10 protein-coding genes are annotated in these 15,816 nt (G+C 53.4%); 3 read left to right on the plus strand and 7 right to left on the minus strand.

All coding sequences use genetic code 11. From position 1 onward, the window contains the following. On the plus strand, positions 1 to 1,380 hold the full coding sequence (locus tag INP77_RS08220) for a murein hydrolase activator EnvC (RefSeq protein WP_194748572.1): 1,380 nt from the start codon (positions 1 to 3) through the stop codon (positions 1,378 to 1,380). A 47-nt stretch (positions 1,381 to 1,427) separates the two neighbouring features. Here the strand turns inward: INP77_RS08220 and INP77_RS08225 are convergent, their stop codons facing one another. From INP77_RS08225 to INP77_RS08245, 5 genes are all read right to left on the minus strand, one after another. Continuing rightward, positions 1,428 to 1,727: a hypothetical protein gene (locus INP77_RS08225; protein WP_194748573.1), complete on the minus strand. Its 300-nt coding sequence runs from the start codon at positions 1,725 to 1,727 to the stop codon at positions 1,428 to 1,430. Between the two features lie 35 nt (positions 1,728 to 1,762). After that, positions 1,763 to 2,182, minus strand: a complete 420-nt coding sequence (locus INP77_RS08230) for a secondary thiamine-phosphate synthase enzyme YjbQ (protein WP_194740530.1) — start codon at positions 2,180 to 2,182, stop codon at positions 1,763 to 1,765. A 30-nt stretch (positions 2,183 to 2,212) separates the two neighbouring features. Next, the gene (locus INP77_RS08235; protein ID WP_194748574.1) at positions 2,213 to 2,749 is read right to left on the minus strand and encodes a hypothetical protein; all 537 of its coding nucleotides are present in this window, start codon (positions 2,747 to 2,749) and stop codon (positions 2,213 to 2,215) included. A gap of 122 nt (positions 2,750 to 2,871) precedes the next feature. Further along, positions 2,872 to 5,454 carry an ATP-dependent chaperone ClpB gene (clpB, locus tag INP77_RS08240; protein WP_194748575.1) on the minus strand — a complete coding sequence of 861 codons (2,583 nt, stop codon included), beginning with the start codon at positions 5,452 to 5,454 and terminating at the stop codon, positions 2,872 to 2,874. Positions 5,455 to 5,571: 117 nt separating this feature from the next. Next, positions 5,572 to 6,729 (minus strand): sialidase family protein, encoded by a 1,158-nt coding sequence (locus tag INP77_RS08245; RefSeq protein WP_228518822.1) that lies wholly within the window; start codon positions 6,727 to 6,729, stop codon positions 5,572 to 5,574. Positions 6,730 to 6,899: 170 nt separating this feature from the next. Between INP77_RS08245 and INP77_RS08250 the strand changes: the two genes are divergently transcribed. Both INP77_RS08250 and INP77_RS08255 read left to right on the plus strand, forming a co-directional pair. After that, positions 6,900 to 9,839, plus strand: coding sequence for an EAL domain-containing protein (locus tag INP77_RS08250; RefSeq protein WP_228518823.1), 2,940 nt, complete (start codon positions 6,900 to 6,902; stop codon positions 9,837 to 9,839). Continuing rightward, positions 9,832 to 11,109 carry an HD domain-containing phosphohydrolase gene (locus INP77_RS08255; protein ID WP_194748577.1) on the plus strand — a complete coding sequence of 426 codons (1,278 nt, stop codon included), beginning with the start codon at positions 9,832 to 9,834 and terminating at the stop codon, positions 11,107 to 11,109. Before INP77_RS08250 ends, INP77_RS08255 begins: the two co-directional genes overlap by 8 nt. A 38-nt stretch (positions 11,110 to 11,147) precedes the next feature. Here the strand turns inward: INP77_RS08255 and INP77_RS08260 are convergent, their stop codons facing one another. Together INP77_RS08260 and INP77_RS08265 are read right to left on the minus strand one after the other, a co-directional pair. After that, entirely contained in the window at positions 11,148 to 13,499 is a 2,352-nt protein-coding gene (locus INP77_RS08260) for a TonB-dependent receptor (RefSeq protein ID WP_228518824.1), read from the minus strand. A 30-nt stretch (positions 13,500 to 13,529) separates the two neighbouring features. Continuing rightward, positions 13,530 to 15,764, minus strand: coding sequence for a TonB-dependent siderophore receptor (locus INP77_RS08265; RefSeq protein WP_194748579.1), 2,235 nt, complete (start codon positions 15,762 to 15,764; stop codon positions 13,530 to 13,532). Between the last annotated feature and the right edge of the window lie 52 nt (positions 15,765 to 15,816).

Consider the following 15,816-nt stretch of genomic DNA (forward strand, 5'->3'; position numbering starts at 1 on the left):
ATGACTCCGATCCTCGTTAAGCAGCTGGCAAAGCCAGCGATCAAGTGCTTTAGCCTGTTGGCAGGCCTCTGGCTCTGTGGCGCCGTGAGCCTGCCAGCGCAGGCCGCGACTGCGGACAAAACAGAAACGACCAAAGGCGATCTCGAACAGGTCAAAGAGAAAATTCAGCAACTGGCCAATGCGCTGAAAGCTTCGCGCGTGGCCAAACAGGATGCACATGAAGCGCTCAAGGCTTCGGAAACGGCCATCAGCGCATCCCGCAAAAAATTGCGCGAGATTCAGGATGCGCAGCTGGAAAACCGCAGCAAGTTACAAGACTTGCAAAAGCAGCTCAACGGTCTGCAACGTCAGGTCAACCAGCAAAAACAATCGCTCAACGAGCAGCTAAACCAGCAATATCGGCATGGCAACCATAGCCCGCTGCAAATGCTGTTGCAACAACAGGACCCCAACAACACGGCACGCAATCTTAAATACCTGGGCTATCTGACGGCGGCGCACCAGCAACAGATTCAGTCGCTGCAAACTAACCAGGAAGCCATAGACCGCGTCCGCACGCAAACCACCGAACAATTGCACGAAACCGAACGTCTGGCCAGCCAATACAGCGACACCACGCAAAAACTGGAAAACGAAAAATCACTGCGTAGCGAGGCGTTAAAAGAGCTGTCCAAACAGATCGAAACGCAAGAACAGCAGATGGTCCGGCTGAAAAAAGACGAAGAAGCGCTGTCACAGTTGTTCCAGCGCTTGCTGGCCGAGGCCAAGAAACGTGAGCAGGAAGCGCTGGCGAAAGCCAAGCGCGAGAAAGAAGCAGCGGCTAAAAAAGCCGCCGAACTGGCGACGCGCAAAAAGAAATCTGGCGGCCGCACGTTTGAGCATACGCCGCAAGCGACAGTCGATGAATCAGGCAGCGACACGCAAAGCAGCACCGTGATTGCCAAAAACGAAACGCTGCCTGAATACAATGCCAACAAGGAAAACTTTGCCCAGTTACGGGGACGCTTGCGCCTGCCGGTGCGCGGCGATGTGATCAACCGTTTTGGCACGGCCCGGGCAGAGACCGGGGTAAGCTGGAAAGGCATCTTCATCCGCGCCAGGGAGGGCAGCGAGGTGAAATCGGTCGCGGGCGGGCAAGTGGTGTTTGCCGACTGGATGCGTGGCTTTGGCAACCTGATTGTGATTGACCACGGCAACGGCTACATGAGCCTGTACGGTAACAACGAGGCCTTGTACAAATCGTCAGGGCAAAGTGTTAAAGCGGGCGATACGATTGCCGCGGTGGGCAATAGCGGTGGCAATGCTGAAAATGGGGTTTATTACGAACTGCGCCGCAACAGTGTGCCGTTTGATCCGCTGCAATGGAGTAGTGTGCGTTAGGCGTTGGCCCGCCTTGCGCACCCCGGTGTCCTGGTCGGCGCGCGGTCCTAGTACCGTTCTTCTGTTGAAGAATCCACGGCCTCGCGCACATGCTGCCTGGCTTCCAGATACAACTTGTCCAGCTCAGCTTGCGACATGGTAAGCGTGGTGTTAGAGACCTGCATGAGTTGCACGGGGCGTGTGCCCCCCGCTGCTGGCATGGCATCCGCTGGCGGCGCCAGATCATTGGACGACACATCACTGGGTGGCAGGGGAAGCGCTGTAGACACTTGGCTGGGCGCATCTTCGCTACAAGCCACCACCAAAAAACTACAGGTCAGAGATAAAAACAGTTCAGAATAACGCACGGCAATACGACACTTCTATCAAATACTCAAAAATCTTATTCACCCATCACATGCATGAGGACGCGTCTGCGGGCAGGCAGGTGTCGATGCTCAAACAAAAAAATGCCTTGCCACTGGCCCAGGGCAACCCTGCCTTGTAGCACAGGAATCGACAAGCTGGTTTGTGTCAGCGCGGTACGCACATGTGCAGGCATGTCATCCGGGCCCTCCACAGTATGAATGAACAGGTCATCGCCATCCGGTACCAGCCGGTTAAAAAAGGCTTCCAGGTCCACCAGCACATCGCGGTCATAATTTTCATTGATCAGCAGGCTGGCTGAAGTGTGCTGGATATACAGCGTCAACAAGCCGGACTGAATGCCGGATTGCTGCACCCATTGCAATACCTGCGGCGTGATGTCATACAAACGCCGACCTTGGGCATTAATAGAGAGGGTTTCGTGCTGTTGTCGCATCCATCAATCTATCCGTAAATCAGCGTCAGTTTACCAGTAACGCCAGCCGCCGCCCCAATAGGGCCGGGGTCCCCAAGGGCCACCATAAAAACCGGGGCCGCCGTAAAAACCTGGCCCGTAAAACCAGGGATCCATGCTGCGCAACCGGGCATAATCCCGTTCACGCTTTAACTTGGCTTCTGCCTCGGCGCGCGCTTTTTCACGCTTGTTAATCTCATCGGCGATGGCGTTTTGCTGCGCCAGTGCATTTGCCTGCTGCATATAATCAAGCACGCCTTTGGAAATACCTTTTTGATGCCACGACAGCACCTCTGAAGGGGTCAATGCATAACGCGATTGCGACTGCTTGATTGCATCAATAATTTCGGCATCCGTCTTGCCCTGCTTGCTCATGGTCACAATCTCATCCAAACTCAACGTCGACTGCGGCGGTGGCACCAGCGCAGCGAGTTGCTCGGGAGAAATACGGTCAATCTGCACCGGTTGCGGTGGTTGTGTCGCGCATCCGCTCATCAAACCGAGCAAAAAAATGATCAAGGACAAACGCCAAGCTTGTGAGTCTCGCATAGTTGCTCCATTTTACACCCGCACAATAAAAAAGGGTCATACGAATATGACCCTTTGCTTGCACCACAGGTTCAGCCTGCAGGCAGATGACCACGCTGCGCCCAAGATGCGCGCGCTGACACTCAGGCTTTGCGGAACTGCATTTTCCCACCCTGAAAATCCACCTGTATCGTGTCTTTGGCTGCAAACTGCCCAGCCAGGATTTCACGTGCCAGCGGATTCTCAATTTCACTTTGAATGGCGCGTTTGAGCGGACGTGCGCCATAAACGGGATCAAAGCCTGCATTGGCAATTTCGGCCAGCGCTGCGTCGGTGACGTCGAGTTGCATCTCCATGGCCGCCAGCCGTTTGGCCAGCAATTGCAACTGGATATTGGCAATCGACTTCACATGCGTCTCACCCAGTGAATGGAACACGACCACCTCATCAATGCGGTTGATGAACTCTGGCCTGAAGTGCGTTTTCACCTCACCCATCACCGCCAGTTTAACCACCTGGTAATCCTGGTCACTCATGCTCTGAATCATCTGGCTACCCAGGTTAGAAGTCATGATAATGACGGTATTCTTAAAGTCTACCGTCCGCCCCTGGCCATCGGTCAGGCGACCATCGTCCAGCACTTGCAGCAACACGTTAAACACATCTGGATGCGCTTTTTCCACCTCGTCCAGCAATACGACTGAATAAGGCTTGCGGCGCACGGCTTCGGTCAGCGTGCCGCCTTCTTCATAGCCAACATAGCCGGGGGGCGCACCAATCAAACGCGAGACCGAGTGTTTTTCCATAAACTCACTCATGTCTATGCGCACCAGATGGTCTTCACTGTCGAACAGAAAGTTGGCCAGCGCCTTGCACAACTCGGTTTTACCCACGCCAGTCGGCCCCAGGAACAAAAAGCTGCCATATGGTCGGTTAGGGTCACTCAAGCCACTGCGTGAACGGCGGATCGCATCCGAGACCAGCCGAACCGCTTCGTCCTGCCCCACCACGCGCGCATGCAGGCTATTTTCCATATTGAGCAGTTTTTCGCGCTCGCCGGTCATCATTTTACTGACCGGGATGCCGGTAGCCCGGCTGACCACTTCAGCAATTTCATCGGCACCGACTTCGGTACGCAACATTTTATGTTTGACCGTGCCACTCGCTTCAGCGCTTGACGCGTGCTTCAACTGGGCTTCGAGTTGCGGCAATTTGCCATACTGCAACTCTGAGACTTTTTGCCAGTCGCCTTTGCGTTTGGCGGCTTCCATCTCCAGTTTAATTTTTTCAATCGCCTCTTTAACGCCTGCCGAGCCTTGTACGGCAGCTTTCTCCGCTTTCCAGATTTCTTCGAGGTCGGCATACTCTTTTTCGAGCTTGCTGATTTCTTCTTCAATCAGGCCAAAGCGTTTCTGGCTGGCTTCATCTTTCTCGCGGCGCACGGCTTCACGCTCAATCTTAAGCTGAATCAGTCGGCGATCCAGCTTATCCATCACTTCCGGCTTGGAGTCGATCTCCATCTTGATACGCGAAGCCGCCTCGTCGATCAGATCGATGGCCTTATCCGGCAAAAAACGGTCCGTAATATAGCGGTTAGACAGTTCTGCCGCCGCGACAATGGCCGGGTCGGTAATTTCCACACCATGGTGTAATTCGTACTTTTCCTGCAAACCGCGCAAGATGGCAATGGTCGCCTCGACGCTAGGTTCATCCACCAGTACCTTCTGGAAGCGACGCTCCAAGGCCGCATCTTTCTCGATATATTTACGGTATTCATCGAGCGTGGTCGCGCCCACGCAATGCAGCTCACCCCGGGCCAATGCAGGCTTGAGCATATTGCCGGCATCCATCGCGCCTTCAGATTTACCGGCACCGACCATGGTATGAATCTCGTCAATAAAGACGATGGTCTGGCCTTCGTCTTGCGCCAGCTCCTTGAGCACCGCTTTCAAACGTTCTTCAAATTCGCCGCGGTATTTGGCCCCGGCCAACAGGGCGGCCATGTCCAGGCTCAATACTTTTTTGTTTTTTAGCGAATCAGGCACTTCGCCATTGACGATACGCTGCGCCAGGCCTTCCACAATCGCGGTTTTACCCACACCGGGCTCACCGATCAATACCGGATTATTTTTGGTGCGGCGCTGCAAGACCTGAATGGCGCGCCGAATCTCGTCATCGCGGCCAATCACCGGATCCAGCTTGCCAGCACGGGCGCGCTCGGTCAGGTCCAGCGTGTATTTTTTCAACGCTTCGCGCTGGCCTTCGGCTTCCTGGCTGTTGACGGAATCATTGCCGCGCACGGCTTTAATCGCCTGTTCAAGTGCGGTTTTACTCAAGCCATGTTGCTTGAGCAGTTGCCCGGTGGGGCCTTTATCTTCGGCCAGCGCCAGCAAGAACATTTCGCTGGCGATATAGCTGTCTCCGCTCTTTTGCGCGAGCTTGTCAGTGACATTGAGCAAATTATTAAGGTCGCGCGACACGCTGACATCACCGCTGTTTTCGCTGACTTTAGGCAGGTTGTCTATGGCTTGTTGCAACCCGGTTTTAAGTGCGCTGACTTGCGCGCCTGCGCGAGACAGCAGCGCCGCTACCCCACTGTCGTCCTGGTTGAGCATGGCCAGCAACAAGTGAGGCGCTTCTATGGTGGGATGGTCCGCCCCGACGGCCATGCTCTGCGCATCGGCCAGGGCCTGTTGAAATTTAGTCGTGAGTTTATCAAAACGCATGGCAAACCCTTTCTTGATTAAAGTATCGCCGCACGCTTGCGGCTGGATACCCATATAATGCGGCGGGTTTTTGCGTTTTCAATAGCGCCAGATCAAATGACAGCGTTTTTGAGCTGGCTATTTTGCGAATGGCAGGACTTTCAAGCCTTGATCACTGGTATTCACGGCCAGCGACACCTGGCCTTGCAAATTGAGCCATTGCGGGTAATCCAGCTTGGTTGTGCTATGCAGCATGACACTGGGCGCGCCCCAGGTACGGCCACCATCCACAGAGACCATGGCCACAATATCAAAACCGCTGCCATCCCGCTCTTGCCAGGCCAGCCAGACTTTATCGGCCACGCTCAACAAGGCCGGATGACTGGCATTGCGTTTGAGGTCACCAATCCGTTTCGGCGGTGAGCTCACCCAGGCTTGGCCATCCATGCGCGCCAGCCGCAAGCCGGGCTTGTCCCCTGCCCCATCAAAATAGGCCAGGTGATAGCCAAAGCCTTCACCAACCGCAATCGCAGCACCATGATGCGGACAACCATCCAGTTTCCAGTGACCATAACTGGCACGCACCAGCACCGGTTTGCCGGTGCCACCAATTTCGGCCATGGCATGGTCGCGCTCACTGCCCTCAAAGACATGCCGCCACAAGACCGCCACCGTGCCATCCGGCTTGCTGGTCATGGCAATCCGGCAACACTCGCAGCTGCTATCCGCCAATTTTTGTTCTGGGGCAAAACTTTTGCCTTGATCGCTTGAAACCGCATAGTAAATGGCAGCACCATCATACGGTTTACCCGTAGCCTTGGCGGCCAGCAAATCACGTTTATCCACCCAGGCCACGGTGATGGTGCCATTGGCGGCCACGTGCAAACTGTCAAAACGGTGGGTGATTTCATCGCGGTGCTGGTGCACGATATAAGGGGCCTCAAAGCTTTTGCCGCCATCGGTAGAGCGTGCAAACCAGATATAGCCGGCATAAGGCTTTTTCAGCGATTCGGTCCAGGTGACATACAGATGGCCATTGGGGCCAACCGCAATCTTGGGCCTGGCTTCGCCATCGGCGGCCACTTTCATCGGCAACGGATTGACCACGGTTTCCCGACCAAGGGGTTTGCCCGTGGCATCCAGCAAAGACACCCAGACCTGACCCTGCCTGGCCTGAGCCAGCCAGATGCGGCCGGCACCCTCGGGCGCGACACTGACGGCCAGGGCGTTGGGCGCCTGCTCGGCATGGCCCTCATGACCTTCGTGCGCTTGCGCACAATCCACCCAGCTTGTCATCAGGACAAATAGCCCTAAAACCACGCTTAACCCGTGCCTGAGCAGATTGATTTTATGTATAAAATTGACGTTCATTAACACAAGTGAAACTCGCTAAAGTTTAGCGCCAACTGCGCCGTTAACCCACTTAATCGTCCCAGATAGACGCCTGGAATCAAGCAGACTGAATTATGTTACCCACCGTTTTTGATCATCATAGCACAGCATGGTTGCAGCCATTTGCCGTCACCATGCCCGATATGGCTATGCTGGCCATCAATCGCCGTGCAGTGAGCCTGGCGGCAAACGAACAGGCATTGTCTCTGCTCGCACCAATAGGCAAGGAATTACCCAAAGAGTCACGTCAGGTGCTCATCGAAGCCATGCGCGAAGGCAAAACCGAGCTAAACATCACGCTTACCCTCAAAGGCCTCAAGCGCGATTTCAAATGCAGACTATTCTATCCGCAACACACCCGTCGCGCCGTGGGCCTCATGCTGGAGGAAGAAGAAAAGACCTTGACCGACCAGTTGCTGCATATGCAATCCATCGTGCATTCACTGATCGAAATGAGCCCTGACCTGATTTGCATCAAGGATAGCGACAACCGCTGGATGATGGCCAACGAGCAAATGCTCAACACCTTCCAGATCAACCATTTTGACTTTGAGTTTTTGAATAACCGTCAAATTGCGCAAACCTTGCACCCGGTATTCCGCAACAGTTTTGAACATCACGAAAAATCAGACCAACAAGTCTGGCAAACGCGCCAGCCCTATCACAATGAAGAGTTGGTGCATTTGCCACAAGGCGGTCATAAAACGCTGGAGGTGCATAAAGTCGCCTACTACGACCGCAAAGACCTTCCAAGCCACCTGATCACGGTCGCCCGCGATGTGAGCGAGCAAAAGTTTATTCAAACCCAACTCAACAACCGCAGTGCCGTGCTGGATACCCTGATCTCATGCGACTGGATGCTGCACTCGACTGAACGCTGGCAAACGGTGGCAGAAAACGTACTGCAACAATGCTGCCTGTCCTTCAGATTCAGTCGCGCCACCCTGCTGCAGCATGAGAATATCCATACGCGCAACAAGACAGAAATGCGCTCCAAGGCCCTGTTTCATTGGGCCATGAACGGCTTTCATGCCACGTATGAGCACTGGGAAAAAGTGTCTTTCCTCACGCCAGAACTACAACGCTGGCATGCCCTGCTGGCGCAGGGCCAGCCGGTCATGTGTGATGCCCTGAGCCTGCCAGAGGCCGAGCGCGCCCTGCTCAAGTCGCACGACACGGTCAACCTGGTCATTGTGCCGCTGATGCTGGACGATGACTGGTGGGGCTCCATGGTCATTGAACGCTGTTTTGATGCAGAGCCGACCAGTTCACAAGAACTGGGCTCACTGATGGCTATCGGCCGCACCTTGAGCGTGGCCATCAACCGCGAACAAACCGGCAAACATCTCAAGCTGGCAAAAATCGCCTTTGACAGTACTACCGAAGGCATCATGATTGTGAACCCGGCCGGGGAGCTGGTGGGGATCAACCAGGGTTACACCTTGATTACCGGCTATGCAGAAGAAGAGGTGCTGGGCAGCAAACCGCAAATCTTCAAACAGCGTCCGCGCGGCTTGTTTGGTGCGCTCAAACGTCATGGCAAATGGTCTGGCGAAATTGAGAATGTCCGCAAAAACGGTGAGAGCTACACCGAGTGGATGACCATCACGGCGGTGCGTAACCACGCCAATGCCATCACCAACTATGTGGGCGTGTTTGCGGATATTTCGGAAATGAAACGTTCGCAACGCCAGTTGAACTCTCTGGTCAATCACGATCCGCTGACCGGCCTGCCTAACCGCCGTCTGATTAATCACCTGTTCGCGCATGCGATTCAGCGCTCCGGCCGCAATGAGCAGCAAGCGGCCATTCTGTTTATCGACCTCGACCGCTTTAAAAATATCAACGACAGCCTGGGGCATTATGCCGGCGACCAGTTATTGTTGAGCGTAACCGAACGTCTGCGTCAGGCCGTCCGTGAGTCTGACATCGTTGGCCGCCTTGGTGGTGACGAATTCATCATCATGCTGGAAAACCTGCGCAGCAAGGCCGATGCCTCACAAAAAGCGCATGATATTCTGGAAGCCCTGCGTGTTGAATTCAATATTGATCACCACCAGATTTTTGTCAGTGGCAGCATAGGTATCTCGATGTACCCGCAGGATGGGCAGGATGTCGAGAGCCTGATCAAAGCCGCCGACCTCGCCATGTATCAGGTCAAAAACAACGGTAAAAACCATGTCGCGTTTTACGACGCTGCACTGAGCCGCGACGCCGTTGAGCACTTCCAGCTGGAAACCGAGTTGCGGCAGGCGCTCAATAAAAACCAGCTGAATATGTTCTATCAGGCCCAGATTGACCTCAAGACAGGCATGATTATTGGCGCGGAAGCGCTCATCCGCTGGATGCATCCGACACAGGGCATTATCTCGCCCGCCAAATTCATCCCGCTGGCAGAAGAAACCGGCCTGATTCTGAGCATAGGGGAATGGGCCCTCGCTCAGTCGGTCCGGCAAGCGCATGCCTGGCATCAACAGTATCCGGAATTCAAGAAAATTGCGATTAATGTCTCTGCTGTGCAGATCATGAAAAGCAAGTTTGCCGACACGGTCTACGGCATCCTGATGGAAAGCGAATGTGACCCATCCATCATTGAGCTTGAAATCACCGAAAGCACCTTGATGCAGCATACGCAACATGTGGTCGACACCTTCAATCAACTCAAGCTGTTGGGAATCAGCATTGCGATTGATGATTTTGGCACCGGCTACTCTTCACTCTCACACTTGAAACGGTTGCCGCTGGACCAGATCAAGATAGACCGCAGCTTTGTCAAAGACCTGCCAAACGACAAGGACGATGCTGCGATTACCAGTGCGATTTACGCCATGGCAACCCAGCTGGGATTTACCGTGGTGGCTGAAGGCGTAGAGACAGAAGAGCAGGAAAAATTTTTACAGCGACTGGGGTGCCAGACAGCCCAAGGCTATCTGTACGCCTACCCGGTCAATGCGGACGATTTTGTAAAACTGTTAACATTAAACAATCAAAGAAAAATAAAACGCCATGCATAATCAAGCCTCCGACACTTATTACATTAGCCCAGACCAACTGCAAGTGGGGTTATATATCCACCTTGATCTCGGTTGGATGGATCATCCATTCTCGGTCAGCAACTTCAAGATCACTGAAGATGCGCAAATTGACACGATCAAATCGCTGGGGCTCAAGCAGCTACGCTATGACCCGCGACGAAGCACCAGTCACCCACTGAAAAAAAATGCCAATGTCGTGGAGTTTCTGGTGAAAAAAGCGTTGTTTCCAGAGCCGGAACCCGCCAAAGAAACAACGCCGCTCAATGCTGCTCAGCAAAAACGACAGGTGCTCAAACAAGTCATCAACGAGAGTGAGCAAAAGTTTATGCGCACCAGTGCCGAGGTCAAAAACATTCAGAAGCTCTCAACCGAGCATCCTGACCAGGCCTATGGACTGGCTCAGACCCTGGTACAAGACCTGGTCAGCAGCACTCTGACTGAAGGTGATATTGCGATCCACGCCATGAGCGGACACCGTATCGGCGATCAGCATTACCAGCATGAGCTGAATACCCTGGTGGCCAGCCTGATCCTGGCCAAGAACCTGAATATCAGCGATGAGGATGCGGTGATACTGGGCATGGCGGCCATTTTGCATGATATTGGCAAGCGGCAGATTAGTGACAAAATCCTGTTGAAAAAGGACCCCCTTAACCTGCGCGAAGTCGCGATTTATCAAACCCACGTCGCCTTAGGCCTGAATATGCTCAAAGAGGTCGCCGTACCCAAAAAAATCATGACACTGATTGCCCAGCATCATGAATTTGCGGATGGCAGCGGTTACCCGCAAGGCCTGCGTGCAGAACAGATTGACCCGTTGGCGCATATCCTGATCATCGCCAATGTGTATGACAATCTATGCAACCCTTCTAACCCGGCCTTGGCAAAAACGCCCTACGAAGCGCTCAGCATGATGTTTGCGCAGCAACGTCACCAATTTGACCAGACCATTTTGCGCCGCTTTATCAAGTGCCTGGGCATTTATCCGCCAGGCAGTGTAGTGCGCCTTTCAGATCAGCAACTGGCAACGGTGATCTCCACCAACCCGCAGCAACCTTTAAGGCCTTTCGTGCAGATCCTCAACGATGATCCTGAGGAAGAGGGTGAAACTTTTGACCTCAGGGAAGCGCTGGACATCAACATCATCCAGTGTCTGAAACCAGAGCAGCTGCCCGATATCCTGCAAAAACGCATGCGGCTCAAACAGCGCACCAGCTACTTTCTGGATAAGGTGTACGCGACCGTTTGACCCGGTTGAAAGATGACCCGCGGTAAAGATGGCGCGGGTCAATAATCAAACTTGACTTGCACATATCCCGTGCGTTGCGGGTAGGGGTGGCGGACATAGGCCTGATCGTTGTTCAGGTTATCGATCCCCACACTGGCGGTCCAGCGCCTGCTCATGTGATAATTGGCCTTCACATCCACGAAAAAGAACTTGCTCGCAGCGATGTAGGTGTCATCATTGACATCGCTGTTATCCAGCAGGTTATATTGGCGGCCGCTATACCGGGCACTCACACTGTAGGTGATCTGACTGCCCTGATGATAGGTCGTCACCAGCTTGAACATTTCGCGTGGAATCCGCGGGGCCTTGTTGCCCTCAATACTACGGTCCACCCGGTTACGGAGTATTTCTGCATCGGTAAACGTGGCACTGCCCAAAATATCCAGGCCATGAATCCATACATCCTGCCATTCTGTGGACAACTCTATCCCCCGGGTCCTGACGTGGTCCAGATTCTGGATAAAGGAACAGCCACCCGCCCCGGCTGTACACACCCCTGTGCCATAGGGAATCGCGCGGCCATTGGCAATGGTCTGTGAGATCAAGGCATCATATTTTTCTTCGTTAAACACGCTGGCGCGAATCAGGCCGTTAGCAAACCGCCTTTCGGCAGTGATTTCAGCTGATAGCACCTCCTCCGGTTTGAGATTCGGGTTGTTCTGGACAATCTGGCTACTCTGCGTAACCTGTTGATAGAGCTCACTCACCGTCGGAAAACGGAATGCCTGTCCAAATGAAGCACGGAATCCCCATTCTGGCATGGGTTCAAAACTCAATGAAACCTTGGGCGAAAACCGGTTAGCCTCTGCTGTCGCATAATTGGCTGTAGACAACACGCCGCCAGTCACGGCCTGGTTACGGCCATCCATAGCCTGCCAGCGCTCTGCACGCCCGCCTAACGTGAGCGACCATTGCGGGTGAAGTTGCCATTTATCCTGAATAAACAATGCTTGCGTACGCGTGCTGCCACGTGAGCTGCTATTCAAGTTGCCTTTGTTTCCCACCTGCCAGTCTGCCGTATCAAAGGTGGTGCTGCCAAGATCGTACTCATCAATATGGTAGCCCACATCCACAACATGCCGCCCCCAACCAGCCTCTGCCGGCCTGAAGGTTGCACGCGCATCAAAGGTGGTCCAGCCCGTGCCTGACATGTCTGTCACGCGCCCGGCACGATTGATGTAGGGATTCCCCGCAGCAAGTGTCGTTGTCGAGGTAGCAATATTTGACTGGCTATTTTTGTCCTGCTGGTAGTCATAGTCTGAAAAAGTCAGTTGCCAGTCAAAAAAGCCTTTGCTGTCCGACTTGAGGTCTATGGCCTGCATGACATGCGTCGCGTCGGCTTTTGACGGATTAAATCCGCTCAAATCATAGCGCAGGCCATTGAGCTGTACGCGGTTGTTATACACCGTGTTTCCATTAGCGTCCTTGAGATACGACGCCACATCCGTATGACTGTTCAAATGCCATAACCCCAGGGTATAGGTGGCTTTCACGGTATCCGTTACATCGTATGCGGCCTTGAACCGCAGATTTGTTTGCTCCGGCCGCTCCATGCTCACTGCCCCAAACACATTACGCGGCAAATTTCTATCGTTCTTGTCGACAGAGGCGCCGGTAACGGCGACCCCGCCCGCTGTGCGGCTCCCAGCACTCAAATCACGGACGACAAAATCCATGGGCTGGCCTTCATTATTCAGATAATCAGCGCTGAGCAGCAGGCTCAGGTCATTCCATTTGTCACCAAGCGAAGCAGAAAGGTGCTGGCCTTCAAGATTGAGTTTTGAATGGTATAAATCAAAATTCTGGCGGAAATACTGCACATTGGTATGCGCCTCCAGCTTGGTCGGCATCCTGGTTTTTACACTGACCACACCGCCAAACGAGTTACCGGCGAACATGGCAGAAAAAGGTCCGTACATCATGCTAATCTGCTCAATCTCATCCGGACCAATCATCCCCCAGCGTGGCGGGAAGGCAAACGAGTTTCCCAGCAAATTGGAGAGTAATACGCCATCTGCGTACAGCATGGTTTGCGCACTTGAAAGTGTCCCCACGGTCCGCCCGGCAATAATGCCGTTTCTATCGCCAATATAGCGCTCCCGGATTTGCAAACTGGGCAAAAACTTCATCGCCTGCGCGGCCGTGGTGGCATTCACACTCTCCTGAATCTGTTTTTTGTTAAAGCTTTCTACGGTGGCCGGATAATCGACAATCCGGCTATCCACCGTACCCGATACCTCGACATCATCCAACTCAACCTGATTATGATCGGCATGCACTGGCATGGATGCCAACCCCAACACCAGGCTGGCACCCCAGTATAGGCTGCCTGGTAAACGAAACTGCTTCATGACTTCTTCCCTGAGCATTTAAGTAGATGGTTAATAAAATAGATTAAAAGCCACATTGACCGACCGCCCCATGCCGGGCAAGTTGATGCCCCATGGAATTGTGCCGAGGCTCATCGGGTCTCCTTGACCAAGATAGGCCCCGCCTAGTGGCGAGTAATAAAGCTTATTCAGGGCATTTTCCACGGCGAAATCCACCCTGAAATGTTTACGACTGTAACTGGTACGCAGATTGAGCAAGCCATACCCATCGGTCTGCGTTTCATTGCGGACCGCTGACACATGCGTCTTTGCACTCACAAGCTGTAGCTCTGCGGTCGACAACCAGCCGCCGACGGCATGCTCTAGCGAGAATCGTCCATTGAGGGGCATGATGTGATAAAGATCATTGCCGCTGGTGGTGTTTTCACCTCGGGTATAACTGATCAGGTATTTTGCCCTGAACTCACCCCAAGACTTCTGCTCAGGATTCAGGACACGATAGGCGGAGAAATCAAGCCCATGCAGCCTGGCGCTTTGATTGGCATACTGCAAAATAACGTAGGCATTATTGTTGGTCCGATTGGCTGGCGAACACCTGCCGCTGTTGCAGCGTTTGGCATCGACATAATCACTGATGTAGGTCAGGTAGGCATTTATTTTGGCTGCCCACACAGACTGTGCTTCATCATGCCAATCCATTGCGAGATTCAGGGTGTGCGCGACTTCAGGTTGCAAATTGACGTCGCCCACATAACCATTGCCGTCGCCGACAAAATTGTTCATGAGCGCAGCCATCGAGAAGGTTGCCCATGGATAGCGCTCATACAGGTTAGGCGATCTGGACTTTCGGGCCAAGCCAAGTTCGTAAGTGGCCTGCTGGGTTGGCATATAACGGGCTAGTGCGGTCCAGTCCCAATTATGGTCCCGACGATCATGACTCAGCGCATTGAAGCTTCTAACATCATTTCGGTAGGAAGCTGTATTACTGTAGCCCTGTACATCTGACGCATCCGTACTCACAATATCCGAGCGTAAGCCCAGAGAGGTCTGCCATGCAGTTCCCCAGTGTGAGTCCATTTCAGCAAACAGGCCAATACGATCGCGGCGCCCGTTACGGATATTTTGAAAATCATTACAGCACATAGAGCCGACTGCCGATCCAACCGGTGGCCACCAGTCATCCAGACGATAGGAAACGAACTCACTCCCGAGTTTGAAAATATGGTCCGTCAAAAACGGGATGCTTAACTTTAACCCACCACCAACGGTTGTCGCTTTGGATAACATGGGCATCAGTTGATCTGCACGTTCTGCACCAATATCCATCGCATGTTTGACCCGTTGACGGTATAGCCTGGCCTGAATATCCCCCCAGTCGAACTCACCGTTGTAGCGAAAGTTGATGTTGGTGTTTTGATTATCCGTCATGTCCATGCGTTGATTCGGAAAGCCCTCAAAACCAACGGTCTGCTGGCTGATACCCAGTTGCAGCAAATGCGAGTCCTGTTTGAAGGCGAGATCAAGCGCTCGGTTAATGGCGCCGGAAATGGCACTGGAGGCAACTACATCGAGATCAGTCGCCTTGATCCAGTCCGCAGAGGGCCACCGACTGAGATCCTTGAAGTCTTTAGCTGCACGATAATTGGAGGCGTCCAATCTGGACTCTGAATACTGGAGATTGAACTGCCTGCTTGCAAAGCCAGCAGCTGCATTCCAGCCATGGGCATAGCCATTACTTCGGTAAAAACTCCCTAAATTGCCGGTGACCAGGGGTTGCTCACCCGTAGCAAACACTGGAGAGGCGGCACTGACTTGAATGGTCCCGCCCAGGCTATCGCCGCCTTCACTCACTGGCACGACCCCGCTGAACACTTTAATCTTGCCCACTCGACTAGGGTGAATATATGAGAGTATGGAGTTCATGTGATTGGGGCATGCGGAGGATAAATCCATGCCATCCACCTGTGTGCGCAAACGTTCATCGGCTAAGCCATGAATCGCAGGTAATCCAGAAATCGTACCTGCCGAATACACACTCAATCCAGGCACCTCTTCCAGCATTCTGCTGGTGTCCATTTCCATAGCATGGGATCGGAGGCTTTCAGCCTCCAGCTCTGTCGCCGACAAGGGAATTGCACGCGGTTTCTTTTCTACCACTTCAATCTCAGGCAAACCGAGTGTCTGATCCGATTTCGGCAGAGATGGCTCAGCGTCCGCGGCCACAGCCAGCGGTGAGACGGCATAAAGCGCGATGAATACCAGCGGCCAGTACTGTCGGAATCGCAACGATAGTCTTTGTTCGAATATGTACATATATGTCTTTAAACGTGGCGAGCAT

The organism is Methylophilus sp. 13, from assembly GCF_015354335.1.
Classification (GTDB): Bacteria; Pseudomonadota; Gammaproteobacteria; order Burkholderiales; family Methylophilaceae; genus Methylophilus; species Methylophilus glucosoxydans.

Excerpts from the sequence above, each read along its gene's own strand:
- INP77_RS08255 (WP_194748577.1), top strand. The coding sequence starts at position 9,832 with ATGCATAATCAAGCCTCCGACACTTATTACATTAGCCCAGACCAACTG.
- INP77_RS08260 (WP_228518824.1), bottom strand. The coding sequence starts at position 13,499 with ATGAAGCAGTTTCGTTTACCAGGCAGCCTATACTGGGGTGCCAGCCTG.
- INP77_RS08220 (WP_194748572.1), top strand. The coding sequence starts at position 1 with ATGACTCCGATCCTCGTTAAGCAGCTGGCAAAGCCAGCGATCAAGTGC.
- INP77_RS08245 (WP_228518822.1), bottom strand. The coding sequence starts at position 6,729 with ATGACAAGCTGGGTGGATTGTGCGCAAGCGCACGAAGGTCATGAGGGC.
- clpB (WP_194748575.1), bottom strand. The coding sequence starts at position 5,454 with ATGCGTTTTGATAAACTCACGACTAAATTTCAACAGGCCCTGGCCGAT.
- INP77_RS08235 (WP_194748574.1), bottom strand. The coding sequence starts at position 2,749 with ATGCGAGACTCACAAGCTTGGCGTTTGTCCTTGATCATTTTTTTGCTC.
- INP77_RS08250 (WP_228518823.1), top strand. The coding sequence starts at position 6,900 with ATGTTACCCACCGTTTTTGATCATCATAGCACAGCATGGTTGCAGCCA.
- INP77_RS08230 (WP_194740530.1), bottom strand. The coding sequence starts at position 2,182 with ATGCGACAACAGCACGAAACCCTCTCTATTAATGCCCAAGGTCGGCGT.